The organism is Thermus sp. CCB_US3_UF1, from assembly GCF_000236585.1.
Taxonomy (GTDB): Bacteria; Deinococcota; Deinococci; order Deinococcales; family Thermaceae; genus Thermus.
In genome coordinates this window covers 447,259-463,172 of the sequence record NC_017278.1, presented here as the reverse complement: position 1 = coordinate 463,172, position 15,914 = coordinate 447,259, and the positions used below count along the sequence as shown (strand labels likewise).

Sequence of the window (15,914 nt, the reverse complement as noted above, 5' to 3'; positions counted from 1 at the left end):
TCAAAGCCCCTCCTCCGCCATCTCCACCGCCCTTAGGAGCGCCCTGGCCTTGTTGCCGCACTCCTCGTACTCCCTTTCGGGCACGGAGTCCGCCACGATCCCCGCCCCCGCCTGCACGTGCATCTGCCCCTGGGCGATCACGAAGGTGCGCAGGGTGAGGGCCACGTCCATGGCCCCGTCGTAGGCCAGATAGCCGAAGCTCCCCCCGTAGGGCCCCCGGCGGTGGGGCTCCAGCTCCTCAATGATCTCCATGGCCCGGATCTTGGGGGCCCCGGAGACCGTGCCCATGGGGAGAACGCTGGCCAGGGCGTCCAGGGGGGTTTTCCCTTCGGCCAATACCCCCTCCACGGTGGAGACCAGGTGCATCACGTGGGAGTACATCTCCACGTGCATGGGCTCCACCACCCGCACGCTGCCGAAGGCCGCCACCCGGCCTAGGTCGTTGCGGGAAAGGTCCAGGAGCATCACGTGCTCGGCTCGCTCCTTCTCGTCCCTTAGGAGCTCCTCGGCTAACCTTTGGTCCTCCTCCTCGTCCTTCCCCCGGGGACGGGTCCCGGCGATGGGCCGGGTGACCACCTTGCGCCCGTCGGAGCGCAGGAGGCTTTCCGGGCTGGCGGAGACCAGCACCACCTCCCCCAGGTCCAGGTAGCCCATGTAGGGGCTGGGGTTCACGCTGCGGAGGGCGCGGTAGAGGGCGAAGGGGTGGACGGTGAGGGGGGAGGAAAGCCTCAGGGAAAGGACCACCTGGAAGATGTCCCCGGCGCGGATGTAGGCCAGGGCCCGCTCCACCGCCTCCAGGTAGGCCTCCCGGGCGAGGTCCGCCCGGAAGCGGGCCCGCCCCCCCGCCCGCTCCCCTGGCACCCCGGGAAGGGGCCCCTTGAGCCGCCCCTCGGCCCAGCGGAGCCGGGCCTCCGCCTCCTCGGGGTCCCGTCCCGGGGCCACCAGGTGGAGGAGGCTTTTCAGGTGGTCAAAGACCAACACCACCTCGGGCTCCACGAAGAGGAGGTCGGGCAGGCCCAGGTCATCGGGCTTGAGGCTGGGCAGGCGCTCGTAGTGACGGATGAGGTCGTAGGCGGCGTACCCCACCACCCCGCCGAAGAAGGGGGGCAGGTCGGGGTGGCGTTCCAGGGGGGCGTGCACCGCCTCGTAAAGGGTGCGCAAGGGGTCCTGGGTGGGCACAGGCTTCCCGTTCACGGTGAAGACCCCGTCCTTGAGGCGGAAGGTGCGCCGGCTCCCTACCCCCACGATGGAAAAGCGGCTTTGCCGCCCCCTTTCTACGGACTCCAGGAGAAAGCTCACGGGGGCCTTCTCGGAAAGCTTCAGGTAGGCGGTCACGGGGGTTTCCAGGTCCGCCAGGAGGGTTTTGCGAAAGGGCCTGATGGGTTCCATCCCACCTCCTAAACAACACCCCCGGGGTGCACCCCGGGGATGGACCGCCTCCGCCCCGGGGCTTAGCCGGGCCACCAGGGAGCGAAGGCCAGGGTCATGCCCCAAGGATAGCCCAGGAGGCCCCTTGGGGTCTAGGGGGCTAGAAGCGCTCGGCCACGCTTTTCATCTCCAGGAAGTGGAGGAGGTAGTCGGGGCCGCCGGCCTTGGTGTTGGTACCCGAGAGGTTGAAGCCGCCAAAGGGCTGGACCCCCACCAGGGCCCCGGTGATCTTGCGGTTGAAGTAGAGGTTGCCCACGTGGAACTCCCTCCGGGCCCACTCCAGGTGCTCCCGTTTGCGGGAGTACACCCCGCCGGTAAGGCCGTAGACCGTGCTGTTGGCCACCTCCAGGGCCTCGGCGAAATCCCCCACCCGGATCACGGAAAGCACCGGGCCGAAGATCTCCTCCTGGGCGATCTTGGCCGTGGGGGGCACCCCGGTGAAGACCGTGGGGGCGATGAAGTACCCTTCCCCCTCCAGGCGCACCCCGCCCAAAACCAGTTGCCCTTCCCCCTTGCCGATCTCAATGTAGGAGAGGATCTTCTCCTCCTGGGCCTTGGAGGCCACCGGGCCTAAGTCGGGGTTCTCCTCCGCGGGGCCCACCACCAGGCGCTGGGCGCGGGGGAGGAGGCGCTCCATCAGGGGCTCAAAGGCCCCTTCCGTGACGATGAGGCGGCTTGCCGCCGAGCACTTCTGACCCTGGAAGCCGTAGGCGGAGACCAGGATCCCCTCGGTGGCCGCCTCCAGGTCCGCGGTCTCGTCCACGAGGATGGCGTCCTTGCCCCCAAGTTCCAGGAAAACCCGCTTGATCCAGCGCTGCCCTGGGGCCAGCCTGGCCGCGGCCTGGTGGATCCAGAGGCCCACCTCGAGGCTCCCCGTGAAGTTGATGAACCGGGTCCTGGGGTGCTCCACCAGGTAGGCCCCCACGTCCCGCCCCTCCCCGGGCAGGAGGTTCACCACCCCGGGGGGGAAACCGGCCTCGTGGAAGATCTCAAAGGCCTTGGCGGCGATGACCACCGTGTCCTCGGCGGGCTTGGCCACCACGGTGTTGCCCACGGCCACCGGTCCGGCGATCATCCCGGTGAAGATGGCCAGGGGAAAGTTCCAGGGGGCGATCACCACCCCAGCCCCCAAGGGGATGTAGAAGCTCTCGTTGTCCTCCCCGGGGTAGGGCACCACCTCCACCGAGGGGTACTTGTACCTGAGGGCCTGGCGGGCATAGTACTCCAGGAAGTCAATGGCCTCGGCCACCTCGGCGCTGGCCTCCACCCAGTTCTTGCCGATCTCGTAGACCAGGGTAGCCTCGAGCTCCCGCCGCCTCCTCCTCATGATGGCCGCGGCCTTGAGAAGAAGGCGGCTCCGGTCCTCCTGGGGCCAGTCCTTCCAGGTCCTAAAGGCCCGCCAGGCGGCCTCGAGGGCGGCATCCGCCTCGGCCTTCCCCGCCTTAGCGGTGCTCCCCACCACCTCACTGGGGGCGGAAGGGTTGAGGGAGAGGATCGTTTCCCCCGTGTCCACCCAGGCCCCGTCCACGTAGAGGCCCCAGTGGCGGCCAAACTCGGCCCGCACCCGCCTTAGGGCCTCCTTCATCTCCCGCCTGGCCTCTTCGCTGGCAAAGGTTTCTATGGGCTGGTTGCGGAAAGGTTCCACGGTCATGGCTTCCTCCCTAGCCTCCTAGGAGGCTCCTGAGCACCAAAAAGAGGTTTTCCGGCCGCTCGGCGATGCGGCGGCTTAGGTAGGGGTACCAGTCCCGGCCGTAGGGCACGTAGGCCCGCACGGTATACCCCTCCTGGGCAAGGCGCCGCTGCTCCTCCGGACGTACCCCATAGAGGAGCTGGAACTCAAAGGCGGTCTTGGGAAAGCCCATGGCCTCTGCGTAGCGCTTCACCTCGGCGATGAGCCGGGGGTCGTGGGTGGCGAAAGCCACGTAAAGCCCTTCCCTTAGGGCCAGCTTCCCCAGGTGCAGGAACTGGGCGTCGATCAGGCGCTTATCCTGGAAGGCCACCTCCTTGGGCTCCCGGTAGGCCCCTTTCACCAGGCGGAGGTTGGGCCGGTAGGGCAGCAGGTCCAGAAGGTCTTTCTCCGTGCGGAAGAGGTAGCTTTGCAGAACAATCCCCACCCCGCTAAACCCCTCCTCCCGCAGGGCCCGGTAGAGGCGCAAGGTGGCCTCCACCCGGGGGGAGTCCTCCATGTCCATGCGGACAAAGACCCCCCTGGGCTCGGCTTCCCGGAGGATCTCCCTAAGGAGCTCCAGGGCCAGGCCCTCGGAGAGGTCCAGCCCCAGCTGGGTGGGCTTGAGGGAGACGTACTTGGGCCAGGGCCGCTCCGCCACCCGGCGCACCAGCTCCAGGATCCCCGCCTGGAAGGCCCGGGCCTCGGCCTCGCTTCGCACCATCTCCCCTAGGAGGTCCAGGATGGCGTGCACCCCTTGCCGCTCCAGCCCCTCCGCCGCCCTGAGGGCCTCCTCCAGGCTCTCCCCCGCCACGTAGCGGCGCACCAGGCTCCTGGCCCGGGTCTTGATGAGCCCCTCCACCCGCGGGTTGCCCGCCACGGAAAGCACGGCTTGACGATAGAGCAAGTCCAGGTTCATACCCTCCTCCGAAGCGCCTCCACCACCAGGTCGCGAAACCGGGCCACGTGGGCCTCCACCGCCCGCTTGGCCCCTTCCGGGTCCCGCCGCCTTAGGGCCTCGAGGATGGCCCGGTGCTCCTCCCGGGTGGCCTCATCCTGGGAAAGGGTGGGGAGGGCGCTCCGGACGAGGGCCAAGGAGGAGAGGAGGTCCTCGTAGAGGCGGGCCAAGGTCTTGTTCCCGGAAAGGCGCACCAGGCCCCGGTGGAACTCCAGGTCCCGGCGCATCTGCTCGGGATAGTCCTCCGCGGGGGCCTCGTCAATGGCCCTCAGCCGGGCTTCCAGCTCGGCCAGTTCCCAAGGGGTGGCCCTAAGGGCAGCCTCCCGGGCCGCCTCGCCCTCGAGGAGGGCCCGCACCCCATAGACCTCCTCCACCTCCTCCAGGGTGAAGACCCGGACCCTAGCCCCCTTCCCCGGCACCAGCTCCACCAGGCCCTCCTCTGCCAGGCGCATCAGGGCCTCCCGCACCGGGGTGCGGGAAACCCCCAGCTCCTGGGCCAAAAGGGGTTCGGAAAGCCTTTCCCCAGGAGCAAAGCGGCCCGAGAGGAGGAGGGCCTTCAGGTGGCCGTACACGGCCTCGCGCACCTGGTTGGGTCGGCGAAAACCCAGGGCTTGCATCCTGTATACAGGATATTAGGCAGGGCAGATAAAGTCAATAACAAGCAGCGGGGACGGTCTGCCTTGAAACCGCCCCCCCTTGAGCTCTCTGTCCAGGCTAGAAGTTAACTCCGACCTGGTAAAGGCCTGCCATCTGGACCATATCGGAAATAAGAAGGGGGTATACGGCGGATTAGCTCTTCTACTGCCTTTCCCACCATAACTGCCAGCGCCTTACCCATTGGCGTCTTTTGGTATTGGCTCAACGCACCACCCAAGGCCGCTCCGGGAACCAGGCTACCCAACAATCCACCAAAATCGCTATCCGTAGCCTCACCTTCCACACGGAAAGCAGCCACTACAGCCCCTGTACGGACGTCCACCGCGCGGAAGTCTACGGCTACATATGCCTTCTTCTGCCCCCCGCCAAGCATCCCTAGTAAGCCGCCCACAAGACCTCCGCCTCCCCCCCTACTGCCTCCTGCATCTGGCTCAAAGGAGGTAATTGTACCAGTAATGAGAATTTCTGCTCCCTGGAGCTGCTGGCCTTGGTTGCTTAGACTAGCCTCTTTCTGAAGCTGATCAAGAATAGAACGCTCGTAGACAATGAAGTGATTTGAATTAATGAGGGCCGTGGTAAGCATGTCAGCAACTCCCGATCCCAAGTCTCCCCGGCTAGTAGATACCTCCACTCCAAAAAGGCGCCCCAAAACTGCTGCTCCTACTTGGGATGGATCTACTCCAGGCCCACACTTTTCCGCTTTACAAGGGAATGATGCAATGACCACTTTGGCCCGGGGACCTGTGTAGGCAGCATAAGGGTTGTCTGGAGCCAAGCCTGAATCCACCTTGGTTGTTACCTGAGGAGCGCAAGCAGCTAGTGCGAGTAACAGAACTGTTGGAAGAAAAGTTGTCCTTTTCACGGCTATCACCTACCTTCGTCTAGCAAACCGCCAAACTATGGCGGTTACATTTAACTTAATATATGAAGTAAAGTCAAAAGTCAAATGGGATTTGTATCGAGTGCTTAAAAAGCCATTTAAGCCACCCCCCAAGCCGCTTCCAGCGGGGGCCAAACCGGGCCTCGTAGGAGCGGGCCGCCCCTTCGGGGCCTAGGTCCACCCCCAGCTCCTGGGCCAGGAAGTAGCGGTGGTCCATCACCCAGAGGTACAGGTCGGCCTCGGTACGCCCAGGAAAGTCCCGCAACAGCCCCAAACGGCGGATGGCTTCCACCGTGGGGCGGTAGAGGTTCTGGTACCAGTCCACCACCGCTTCCTCCCAGGACACCTCGCGCCCCTCCTCGAGGCCCTTGAAGTAGCGCCTGGTGGCGATGTGGTCCAGGAGGAGGTCGTACCGGCCCAAGGCGGTGAAGCGGATTTCCTCCGCGTCGGGCACCAGCTCCTTTAGCCTGGTTTGCTCCAGAAAATGCGCGTACTCCGCCTTCAGGATCAGGTCCTTGAGCGTATCCCCCGGCTCCACCGGCACGGGAACGTCCAAAGCGATCACGTAGGCATCCATGTACTTCTGTCCCGTGGCCTTGGCCAGGGCCACCCGGTGGTGGCCATCCTTGACAAAGTAGGCCTCCCCCACCTGGTAGACCTCAATGGGGGGGAGCTCTACCCCTTCCAGCTGCAAGGCCCGGAGGCGCTTCCACCGCTCCAGGGTGTGGAGGGTTTTGGGCAGGAAGTGGCGGTCAAAGTCCTCGTAGCGGTCCACCGAACCTACCACCTTGTCCACCTCTATGGTGCGGAGGCCCAGGTGGTGCTCCCCTTTGGGCCTCAGGGCCAGGGCCTGGTGAAAGGGAAGGAGCTCGTCTGGCTCCCCCCTGAGGCGGTGGAGGAGCTCTAGGAGTTTCACGCGGCGCTCCAGGCGCTCGGCTTCGGTTTCCGCCTGCAGATGCCCCCTCATGGAAGCGCTACCACCCCCTTTCTAGGGTAGCGCCTTCCGGTCAGAAAAGTGTGAGGGCGGTCTCCTGGGAAATACCCTCTCACCAGCAAAACCGGGCGGACCAGGGTCCGCCCGGCGGAGTGCCTGGCCCCCTAGGGCCGCTTCATCCAGAAGGTGTAGGCCCCCGAACCGCTATAGGCGTAAATGCGCCAACGGTAATACCCCGCGGTACCGCTATAGCGGATGCTCTCCGTGGAAGAAGCGGTGGTGGCGCTGGCTACCGTAGTCCAGGCGGCCCCATTCCACTTCTGGAGGTAAAGGTCAAAATCGGTTCCGCTCGGCCCCTGGAGGTAACCCTCATGGGTGCCGGAAATCGAGCTGTAGTAGTAGCTCCCATTGGGCTGATAGGCGGAAGCCCCTTGGGAAAGGGTTCCCGTGTACTTCTCGCAGCCCGTGCAGGGCTCGTCGGAACCCCCTCCAGAAACCAGGCTGTAAAGAAGGCGGTTAGGGGAACCCGTACCCCCACCGCTCACCACTCCCGGGGTAGCCCCGTTTAGGATAGCGGCAGCCACCTGGCTTGGGGTAGTCGTGGGATTTTGCTGTAGGTACAAGGCTGCCACACCAGCTACGTGGGGAGTGGCCATGGAAGTACCGCTGATGGTGTTGGTAGCCGCATCCGAGGTGTGCCAAGCCGAGAGGATATTTTGGCCAGGGGCAAAGATGTCCAAACAGCTACCGTAGTTGGAAAAGCTGGCCCGGGCATCGGTGTTGGTGGTAGCCCCCACGGTCAAGGCCTCAGGGACCCGGGCGGGGGAGGAAAGGCAGGCGTCCTGGTTCTCGTTGCCCGCAGCCACAGCAAAGGTAACCCCTGCGGCGATGGCGTTCTTCACCGCCGTATCCAGAGCGGTGGAAGCAACTCCTCCTAAGCTCATGTTGGCCACCGCCGGCTTGACGTGGTTTTGGAGGACCCAGTTGACGCCGGCAATGACCCCGGAGTTGGTACCGGAACCATTGCAGTCCAGCACCCGAACCGCGTAGAGTCTAACCCCCTTGGCCACGCCATAGGTGGTCCCCCCCACCGTACCCGCCACGTGGGTGCCATGCCCATTGCAATCCTGCCCGTTACCGCCCAGGGCATCGTAGGCCACGAAAGCCCGACCGCCAAAATCCGCATGGGTGGTACGGATACCGGTGTCTATCACGTAAACGTTGACCCCAGCACCGGTAAGGGTGTAGGTGTAACGGGCATCCAGGGGCAGGCCCCGCTGGTCAATACGGTCCAGCCCCCAAGGGGGATTGGTCTGGGTGGCCTGAAGGCGTACGTAGGTATCCGCCTCTATAAACTCCACCCGAGGGTCCTTCCGCAAGGTATCCAGGGCACGGACACTCAACTGCGCCGCAAAGCCCTCTAGGGCTTCCGTATATACCGCCTGGATGCGCACCTCTTGCGGGGTCAATCCCAAGGGGGCCAAACCCTCCCGGTCAGCCTGAAGAGCGGCCAGCGTCGCCTCAGCTGCACCCTTCTTGAAGACTACGATGTATTGTCCAGGGACTGCATCCGGGCTTTCTGCGTTGTACACCGGGGCCAAGGTAGCCTCGGGCCCCCTAGCGGGACCCTGGCCTGTGGGCCCCACTTGGCACGCAGCCAAAAGCAGCAACACCCCGCCCAAAAGCCACGCCCGATACGTGTGGACCATACTTCCTCCTACGGTTAGGCAACGCTAAGGTGAAACCGGCCTCACCTTACGCCAAGGAGGAAGTTCCGTCAAGCCCCGCTTAGAAAGCTTCCCTGTTCAAAGTTCAAAGCCCTAGCGCCGTCCCCTACCCTATCTCCCCTTAAGATAGGGCCATGAGCCTTTCCTTGCGCGAGCGCGTGCAGGAGGAACTGGAGCGACTGAAACGGGAGGGGCTATACATCCGCCCCAGGGTCCTCGAGGCGCCCCAGGAACCCGTGACCCGGGTGGATGGGCGGGAGGTGGTGAACCTCGCCTCCAACAACTACCTGGGCTTTGCCAACCACCCCTACCTCAAGGAAAAGGCCCGGGCCTACCTGGAGCGCTGGGGGGCGGGAAGCGGAGCGGTGCGCACCATCGCCGGCACCTTCACCTACCACCTGGAGCTGGAGGAGGCCTTGGCCCGCTTCAAGGGGACGGAAAGCGCCTTGGTCCTGCAGTCGGGCTTCACCGCCAACCAGGGGGTTTTGGGCAGCCTCCTCAAGGAAGGGGACCTGGTCTTCTCCGACGAGCTGAACCACGCCAGCATCATCGACGGCCTCCGCCTCACCAAGGCCACCCGGCTGGTCTACCGCCACGCCGACGTGGACCACCTGGAAGAGCTTCTGAAGGCCCACGATACGGACGGCCTGAAGCTCATCGTCACCGACGGGGTCTTCTCCATGGACGGGGACATCGCCCCCCTGGACCGGATCGTCCCCTTGGCCAAGAAGTACGGGGCCGTGGTCTACGTGGACGATGCCCACGGGAGCGGGGTCTTAGGGGAGAAGGGCAAGGGCACGGTGCACCACTTCGGCTTTCACGGGGACCCCGACGTGATCCAGGTGGCCACCCTGTCCAAGGCCTGGGCCGTGGTGGGGGGGTATGCCGCCGGGGCCCTGGAACTCAAGGACCTCCTCATCAACAAGGCCAGGCCCTTCCTCTTCTCCACCAGCCACCCCCCGGCGGTGGTGGGAGCCCTCCTGGGGGCTTTGGAGCTCATCGAGAGGGAGCCCGAGCGGGTGGAGCGGCTTTGGGAGAACACCCGCTACTTCAAGGCCGAGCTGGCCCGTCTGGGCTACGACACCCTGGGGAGCCAAACCCCCATTACCCCCGTCCTCTTCGGGGAAGCCCCCGTGGCCTTTGAGGCCAGCCGCATGCTCCTGGAAGAGGGCGTCTTCGCCGTGGGCATCGGCTTCCCCACCGTCCCCCGGGGGAAGGCCCGCATCCGCAACATCGTCACCGCCGCCCACACTCAGGAGATGCTGGACCGGGCCCTCGAGGCCTACGCCAAGGTGGGAAGGAGGCTGGGCCTCATCCCCTAGGATGACCCCCTTACCCCGAACCAGCCTGGGCCAGGTGCCCACCCCCGCGGCCCTGGTGGCCTTCATGGTGGGCCTGGCCGAGGCCCCCCTGGGGGGGCGGGTGTTGGAGCCCGCCTGCGCCCACGGCCCTTTTCTGCGGGCCTTCCGCGAGGTTCACGGGGCAGGCTACCGCTTCTACGGGGTGGAGGTGGACCGAAAGGCCTTGGACCTCCCCCCTTGGGCCCACGGGGTGGTGACGGACTTCCTCCTTTGGGAACCCCAGGAGGCCTTCGACCTCATCCTGGGAAACCCCCCCTACGGGGCCCTGGGGGCGGGGGCCAGGATCCCCCCCGGGCTTCGGCGGCTTTACCGGGGGAGGTTCCGCACCTGGCGGGGGCGGTACAACCTCTATGGGGCCTTCCTGGAAAAAGGGGTGGAGCTCCTGCGGCCCGGGGGGCTTCTGGTCTACGTGGTGCCGGCGGGCTGGATGGTGCTGGAGGAGTTCCGGGAGCTGAGGGCCTTCCTGGCCCGGGAAGGGGCCCTCGAGGTCTACTACCTGGGCCGGGTCTTCCCTGGCCTCAAGGTCCGGGCCACGGTCCTGGCTTTCCGCAAGGGGGGAAAGGGGCTTCGGCTTTGGGAAGCCGAGGGCCTGGCCCTGGGAGCCTCCCCGGCCCCCCTCCTGGAAGACCCCCACTGGCAGGGAGCCATGATCCGCTTCCCCCACCCCGAGGGCCTGGCCCTGGAAAGGGAAGGCGTGCCCTTGGGGGAAGCCTTCCACCTCCACTTCGCCGCCCGCAGCCCCGAGATCAAGGCCCATCCCCTGACCCGCCCGGCCCCGGGGCCGGGGCTGGTGCCCGTCCTTACCGGGCGGAACCTGGGGCCAGGAACCGTGGACTACGCCACTCCCTACTCGGGCCTCTACTTCCCCAAGGGGGCGGTGCACCTCCTGAAGCCCTTCTACGCCCTGCCCCACCTGGTGGTGGGCCACACCCGCCACTACCGGGTGGTGGCCGCCTGGGACGAAAGGGCCTACCCCTGGCGGGAGGAGTTCCACCTCCTACCCAAAGAAGGGGTGCGGGTGGACCCCGAGGGCCTGGTGGCCTACCTCAACGGTCCCCTGGTCCAGGCCTACTACCGGGGGCTTTACCGGGAAGTGGTCCCCCACCTGACCCGGCCCATGCTGGAGAGGCTTCCCCTGCCCCGGGACCTCCTTACCGCCCGGTGAAGTAGACGCGGAGGACAAGCCCTAGGGCGAACAGGAGGCCCAAGGCCACGAAGAGCTCAGGGCGCTTGGGGGGGTCCTTGAGGCCGCGGTGGAACCAGCCCCCGGGCTCGAGGCCCCCCAGGTAGTGCAGCCCCGCCGCCAAGAGGAGACCGTAAAGGAGGTGGAGCCCCTCCTTGGGCCTAAGGCCCAGGAAAAAAAGGAGAAAGCCCAAGACCACCTGGAGGATGGCCACCCAGGCCACCCCCCGCAAACCGGCATAAAAGCGGGGAGGAAGGGGCCTCAGGAAGCCCCAAAGCCCCACCAGGGCCAAGGCGGGCACCGCCAGGAGGAGGAAAACCCCCAGGAGGGCGTGCAGGTAGACCAGAACCGGCATGGGGGCATCATAAGGCAGCGGCTGGGGGTGGGAAAGCCACCCATGCAGTTTGGACTTAAACCCAATAGACTAGGGAGGCTGGAGGGCACCTCAGGGCTTCCTCAAGGGAAAAACCGCCGGGAAGCCTATGGTATACTGGGAGGGTGAACTACGACGCATCGGCCATTAAGGTGCTCAAGGGGCTGGAGGGGGTCCGCCACCGCCCGGCCATGTACATCGGGGGCACGGGGGTGGAGGGGTACCACCACCTCTTCAAGGAAATCCTGGATAACGCCGTGGACGAGGCCCTGGCGGGCCACGCCACCGAGATCATCACCACCCTAAACCCCGATGGCTCCCTCACCGTGGAGGACAATGGCCGCGGCATCCCCGTGGACGTAATGCCCGAGGAAGGGAAACCCGCGGTGGAGGTCATCTACACCACCCTGCACTCCGGGGGCAAGTTTGAAAGCGGGGCCTACAAGGTCTCGGGCGGCCTGCACGGGGTGGGGGCCAGCGTGGTCAACGCCCTCTCCGAGTGGACGGTGGTGGAGGTCTTCCGCCAGGGCCAGCACTACCGCATCGCCTTCAGCCGGGGAGAGGTGACGGAGCCCCTACGCGTGGTGGGGCCGGCCCCTGAGGGCAAGACCGGCACCCGGGTCACCTTCAAGCCCGACCCGCAGATCTTTGGCCCCCTGGCCTTTGACCCCAGCAAACTCCGGGCCCGCCTGAAGGAAGTGAGCTACCTGGTGGCGGGGCTGAGGCTGGTCTTCAGGGACCTGCAGCACGGGCGGGAGGAGGTCTACCTGGACAAGGGGGGCGTGGCCTCCTTTGCCAAGGCCTTGGCGGAAGGGGAGGAACTCCTCTACGAGAAGCCCTTCCTTATCCGGAAGCAGGAAGGGGAGGTGGAGGTGGAGGTGGGCCTCATCCACACCAAGGGGTACACCGCGGAGATCCTCACCTACGCCAACATGATCCCCACCCGGGACGGGGGCACCCACCTCACCGCCTTCAAGGGCGCCTACAGCCGGGCCCTGAACCAGTACGCCAAGAAGGCGGGCCTCCACAAGGAAAAAGGCCCCCAGCCCACGGGGGATGACCTCCTGGAAGGGCTTTACGCGGTGGTGAGCGTGAAGCTCCCCCAGCCCCAGTTTGAGGGCCAGACCAAGGGCAAGCTCCTCAACCCCGAGGCGGGGAGCGCCGTGAGCCAAGTGGTCTACGAAAAGCTCCTGGAGATCCTGGAGGAAAACCCCCGCATCGCCAAGACCCTTTACGAGAAGGCCCTCCGGGCGGCCCAGGCCCGGGAAGCGGCCCGGAAGGCCCGGGAGCTGGTGCGGCGGCAAAACCCCCTGGAGTCGGACGACCTTCCCGGGAAGCTGGCCGACTGCCAGACGGAAAACCCCGAGGAGGCGGAGCTTTTCATCGTGGAGGGAGACTCGGCGGGGGGGAGCGCCAAGCAGGGCCGGGACCGGCGCTTCCAGGCCGTCTTGCCCCTCAGGGGGAAGATCCTGAACGTGGAGAAGGCCGGGCTTTCCAAGGCCTTGAAAAACGCCGAGGTGCGGGCCATGGTGGCGGCCATCGGGGCCGGGATCGGGGGCACGGGGGATGAGGCCCACTTTGACCTCGAGGGCCTTCGCTACCACAAAATCATCATCATGACCGACGCCGACGTGGACGGAAGCCACATCCGCACCCTGCTCCTCACCTTCTTCTACCGCTACATGCGCCCCCTGATCGAAGGGGGGTACGTCTACATCGCCCAGCCCCCCCTCTACCGCCTGCAGGTGGGGAAAAGGGTGGAATACCTCTACTCCGACGAGGCCCTGGCCGCCCGCCTCAAGGAGCTGGAGGGGAAGGCGTACGAGGTGCAGCGCTTCAAGGGCCTGGGGGAGATGAACCCCGAGCAGCTTTGGGAGACCACCATGAACCCGGAGAAACGGGTGTTGAAGCGGGTGGAGCTCCAGGACGCCCTGGAGGCCAGCGAGCTCTTTGAGAAGCTCATGGGCCAGGAGGTGGCCCCCAGGCGGGAGTTCATTGAGGAGCACGCCCGCTACGCCCAGCTGGACATCTGATGCCGGGCTGGCTGGACCAGGCGGTGGCCCTCCTCCTGAAGGAAGGCCGCCTCCTCCTTCAGGCCTACCCCGGGGCAGGCAAGAGCACCCTCTTCCCCCTGCAGGTGCTGAAGGCCCTACCCGGAAGGGTCCTCCTCTTTGAGCCCCGGCGGGTGGCCGCCCGGGCGGTGGCGGCCCGGCTGGCGGAAAACCTGGGGGAGCCCTTGGGGAAGACCGTGGGCTACCGGGTGCGCCTGGAGGGGAGGGAGAGCCGGGAAACGCGGCTTCTCGTCATGACCGAGGGCCTCCTCACCCGCCTCCTCCTGAAAGACCCCACCCTGGAAGGGGTTTCCGCCGTCCTCCTGGACGAGGCCCACGAGCGGCACCTGGAGGGGGACCTGGCCCTAGCCCTCCTCCTGCGGATCCAGGAAACCCTGCGGCCCGACCTGAAGCTGGCCCTCCTCACCGCCACCCCCGATGAGGACCTGGAGAGGGCCTTCCAGGGGGCCAGCCTGGCGGTGGAGGGGCAGAGCTACCCCGTGGAGATCCTCCACCTGACCAAGGCCCCGGAAGGCCCCCTGGAGCCCCTGGCCGCCCGCTACGCCAAGGAGGCCTTCCTGGAAGGGGAAGGGGACGTGCTGGTCTTCCTCCCGGGCAAGGCGGAGATTGAGCGGACCCGGGCCCTCCTCCAGGGGCTTCCCGCCTACCCCCTCCACGGGGGGCTTCCCCTGGAGGAGCAAGCCGCCCTCCTGCGGCCCGGGCCCCGGAAGATCGTCCTGGCCACGGACGTGGCCGAGACCAGCCTCACCCTGCCTGGGGTACGGCGGGTGGTGGACTCGGGCCTGGCGAAAAAGCCCCGCTTTGACCCCCGGACGGGGCTTACCCGGTTGGTCCTCTCCCCCATCCCCGAGGCCTCCGCCCGCCAGCGGGCGGGAAGGGCGGGGCGGGTGGGGCCAGGCCGGGTCTACCGCCTTTACCCCCAAGGCCCCTTCCCCCCTAAGCGGCCCGAGATCCTGGAGGCCGACCTCTCCCGGGCCCTCCTCCTGGCCCTGGCCTTCGGGGAGGGCCTCGAGGCCCTGCCCCTGCCCACCAAGCCCCCCGCGGGGGCCCTGGAGGGGGCCTGGCACCTCCTGGAGCGCCTGGGGGCGGTGGCAGGAGGGAGGCTCACCCCCTTGGGGAAACGGATGCTGGCCCTCCCCACCCACCCCCGCTTGGCGCGGATGGCCCTGGAGGCCGAGGCCCTGGGCCTCCTCCCCTTGGCCGCCGACCTCATGGCCCTCCTGGAGGAAAGGAGCCCTTGGGAGGGGGAGCCCGACCTCCTGGCCCACCTGGAGGGCCTCCTGGAGGCCCGCCGCCTGGGCAAAGGCCCCTTTCTCGGGGTGGAAAGGGCCGCGGCCCTGTGGCGGCGGCGCCTGGGAGCCCAGCCCCTGGAAAGCCTGCCCGCCCCCGAGGCGGTGGGCCGCCTCCTCCTCGCCGCCTACCCCGACCGGGCGGCGGAGGCCCTTTCCCCCGGACGCTACCGCCTGGCCACCGGCCCCCTCCTGCGCCTGGAAGCGGGGGGAGGCCCCCCCTACCTGGTGGCCGCGGGGGCGGAGCTGGGGCGGGTCCTCCTCTACGCCCCCCTGGCCCGGGAGGACCTCCTGGAAGGGGCAGAGGTTGCCGCCTGGGCGGGATGGGAGGAGGGAAAGTTTAGGGGCTACTTGGAACGCCGCTACGGGGCCCTGGTCCTGGAGCGGGTGGCGATAGACCCCGGGCCCCCTGGGGAGGCCCACCTGCGGGAGGCCCTCTCCCAGGGCCTTCCCCTCCCCGAGGAAACCAGGCAGGTCCTCCTCCGCCTGGGCTTCCTGCGGGCCCACGGGGTAGCGGTGCCGGAGCTCACGGAGGCCAGCCTGTTGCAAGACCTCTCCTGGCTCCTGCCCTGGGCCCAGGGGGTGCGGCGCCTTGAGGACCTCGAGGCCCTCCCCTGGAAGGAAATCCTCCTGGCCCTTCTGGGGGAGGCGCGGAAAACCCTGGAGGAGCTGGCCCCAGAAAGCCTCCCCCTGGGGGGAAAGCGGAAGCGCCTCCTCTACCGGGAAGGGGCCCCGCCCCTCCTTTCCTTGCGCATCCAGGAGGCCTTCGGCCTCAAGGAAACCCCCCGGGTCCTGGGGGGAAGGGTGCCGGTGGCCGTGGCCCTCCTCTCCCCCGCTGGCCGCCCGGTGCAGATCACCCAGGACCTGAAGGGCTTCTGGGAAACCCACTACCCCGGGGTGCGGCGGGAGCTCATGCGCCGCTACCCCAAGCACCCCTGGCCGGAAAACCCCTAGAGGAAAAGCTCGGCCCGGTACCCTAGGGCCCGGGCCCGCTCCACCAGGAGGGGGTTGTCGTCCAGATAAAGGGCCTCCTCGGGGGAGAGGCCCAAAGCGGCCAGGGCCAGGGGGAGGGCCTTGAGCTTCTCGGGGTGGAAAAACCCCGTCATCCCTTCGGGGAAGGGGAGGTCGGAAACCAGGTAAAAGGGCTCGGGAAAGGCCCTTTCCCGGGGGCGGAAGGCCTTTGGGTAAAGCCGGCTGGCCCCGGGGAAAAGGGCTTCCAGGGCCCCAGGGCCTTCCCCCCTGAGGCGGGGAAGGAGGTCGTAAAAGGCCTGGGAGAGGTAAAAGAGGGGCTCGCCGCTGGCCTGGGAAAGGAGGCGCAGGAGGTGGGGCTCCACCGGTTCGCAGTACACCCCGGAAAGGTCCAGGAGGTAGACCACCTCCCCAGGC

Annotated in this window: 13 protein-coding genes; 4 read left to right on the top strand and 9 right to left on the bottom strand. The window is 66.9% G+C overall.

Annotation, left to right across the window (positions count from 1 at the left end; translation table 11 throughout):
* From trpE to TCCBUS3UF1_RS02090, 7 genes are all read right to left on the bottom strand, one after another.
* On the bottom strand, positions 1–1,389 hold the full coding sequence (gene trpE / locus TCCBUS3UF1_RS02115; protein WP_014514853.1) for an anthranilate synthase component I: 1,389 nt from the start codon (positions 1,387–1,389) through the stop codon (positions 1–3).
* Positions 1,390–1,528: 139 nt separating this feature from the next.
* The gene (gene pruA / locus TCCBUS3UF1_RS02110; protein ID WP_014514852.1) at positions 1,529–3,079 is read right to left on the bottom strand and encodes an L-glutamate gamma-semialdehyde dehydrogenase; all 1,551 of its coding nucleotides are present in this window, start codon (positions 3,077–3,079) and stop codon (positions 1,529–1,531) included.
* 10 nt (positions 3,080–3,089) lie between these two features.
* Positions 3,090–4,013, bottom strand: coding sequence for a proline dehydrogenase (locus TCCBUS3UF1_RS02105; RefSeq protein WP_014514851.1), 924 nt, complete (start codon positions 4,011–4,013; stop codon positions 3,090–3,092).
* On the bottom strand, positions 4,010–4,669 hold the full coding sequence (locus TCCBUS3UF1_RS02100; RefSeq protein WP_014514850.1) for a GntR family transcriptional regulator: 660 nt from the start codon (positions 4,667–4,669) through the stop codon (positions 4,010–4,012). The genes TCCBUS3UF1_RS02105 and TCCBUS3UF1_RS02100 overlap by 4 nt, the downstream gene beginning before the upstream one ends.
* A gap of 104 nt (positions 4,670–4,773) precedes the next feature.
* The gene (locus tag TCCBUS3UF1_RS11590) at positions 4,774–5,292 is read right to left on the bottom strand and encodes a CsgG/HfaB family protein (protein WP_231291427.1); all 519 of its coding nucleotides are present in this window, start codon (positions 5,290–5,292) and stop codon (positions 4,774–4,776) included.
* A gap of 352 nt (positions 5,293–5,644) precedes the next feature.
* Positions 5,645–6,556 carry a DUF4032 domain-containing protein gene (locus TCCBUS3UF1_RS02095; protein ID WP_014514849.1) on the bottom strand — a complete coding sequence of 304 codons (912 nt, stop codon included), beginning with the start codon at positions 6,554–6,556 and terminating at the stop codon, positions 5,645–5,647.
* 131 nt (positions 6,557–6,687) lie between these two features.
* Positions 6,688–8,232, bottom strand: a complete 1,545-nt coding sequence (locus TCCBUS3UF1_RS02090) for a S8 family peptidase (protein WP_014514848.1) — start codon at positions 8,230–8,232, stop codon at positions 6,688–6,690.
* A 152-nt stretch (positions 8,233–8,384) separates the two neighbouring features.
* Here TCCBUS3UF1_RS02090 and TCCBUS3UF1_RS02085 point away from each other — a divergent pair, with 152 nt between their 5' ends.
* Together TCCBUS3UF1_RS02085 and TCCBUS3UF1_RS02080 are read left to right on the top strand one after the other, a co-directional pair.
* Positions 8,385–9,572, top strand: coding sequence for a glycine C-acetyltransferase (locus TCCBUS3UF1_RS02085; RefSeq protein ID WP_014514847.1), 1,188 nt, complete (start codon positions 8,385–8,387; stop codon positions 9,570–9,572).
* 1 nt (position 9,573) lies between these two features.
* Entirely contained in the window at positions 9,574–10,776 is a 1,203-nt protein-coding gene (locus TCCBUS3UF1_RS02080) for a TaqI-like C-terminal specificity domain-containing protein (protein ID WP_014514846.1), read from the top strand.
* Here the strand turns inward: TCCBUS3UF1_RS02080 and TCCBUS3UF1_RS02075 are convergent.
* Positions 10,763–11,149 carry a hypothetical protein gene (locus tag TCCBUS3UF1_RS02075; RefSeq protein WP_014514845.1) on the bottom strand — a complete coding sequence of 129 codons (387 nt, stop codon included), beginning with the start codon at positions 11,147–11,149 and terminating at the stop codon, positions 10,763–10,765. The two genes, TCCBUS3UF1_RS02080 and TCCBUS3UF1_RS02075, sit on opposite strands and share 14 nt — an antisense overlap.
* Before the next feature lie 143 nt (positions 11,150–11,292).
* On the opposite strand from TCCBUS3UF1_RS02075, the gene TCCBUS3UF1_RS02070 reads away from it, so the two are divergent.
* Entirely contained in the window at positions 11,293–13,200 is a 1,908-nt protein-coding gene (locus TCCBUS3UF1_RS02070; RefSeq protein WP_041433682.1) for a DNA topoisomerase subunit B, read from the top strand.
* Positions 13,200–15,482 carry an ATP-dependent helicase HrpB gene (hrpB, locus tag TCCBUS3UF1_RS02065; protein WP_014514842.1) on the top strand — a complete coding sequence of 761 codons (2,283 nt, stop codon included), beginning with the start codon at positions 13,200–13,202 and terminating at the stop codon, positions 15,480–15,482. Before TCCBUS3UF1_RS02070 ends, hrpB begins: the two co-directional genes overlap by 1 nt.
* On the opposite strand, the gene TCCBUS3UF1_RS02060 is transcribed toward hrpB, so the two are convergent.
* Positions 15,479–15,904, bottom strand: a complete 426-nt coding sequence (locus TCCBUS3UF1_RS02060) for a hypothetical protein (RefSeq protein WP_014514841.1) — start codon at positions 15,902–15,904, stop codon at positions 15,479–15,481. The two genes, hrpB and TCCBUS3UF1_RS02060, sit on opposite strands and share 4 nt — an antisense overlap.
* Positions 15,905–15,914 lie beyond the last annotated feature (10 nt).